General features: G+C 59.3%; 1 protein-coding gene. It reads left to right on the top strand.

What is annotated here, in order from left to right:
- The first annotated feature begins 18 nt into the window (after positions 1 to 18).
- Positions 19 to 330 carry a hypothetical protein gene (locus AO240_RS28770; protein ID WP_256586053.1) on the top strand — a complete coding sequence of 104 codons (312 nt, stop codon included), beginning with the start codon at positions 19 to 21 and terminating at the stop codon, positions 328 to 330.
- Positions 331 to 334: the final 4 nt, after the last annotated feature.

The raw sequence follows: 334 nt of genomic DNA, 5'->3' as shown, positions 1-334 counted from the left end.
AAAAAAAGCAGATCTGCTGTGTACTCAAGACCCGCCTTTGACCTGCTTCTGATCCGCTTCAACCACTCAGGTCGGCTTTCAGGCCGCCGTGCTCTTGCTTTTGATCTTGATCTAAGGCGCCCCGTTAAACCACGATGGCCGCCCGCAGGCTTGAATCCGTGGGTAACCCGGCAGGACGCCGGGTTAGCCGCGCTGGGCCAAGGATGGCCCATCGCGGCGGCCCACGGATTCAAGCCTGTGGGCGGGCATGCCGAGCCTAAGCGAGGCACCGAGTGGTGGGGCAAGAGCGTTTTGGTTACTTTTGCGCTGTTCAAAAGTGACTCGCTGTAAGAGC

Source organism: Pseudomonas sp. ICMP 460 (assembly GCF_002723595.1).
Taxonomy (GTDB): Bacteria; Pseudomonadota; Gammaproteobacteria; order Pseudomonadales; family Pseudomonadaceae; genus Aquipseudomonas; species Aquipseudomonas kitaguniensis.
This window is presented reverse-complemented; position numbering and strand designations above follow the sequence as displayed.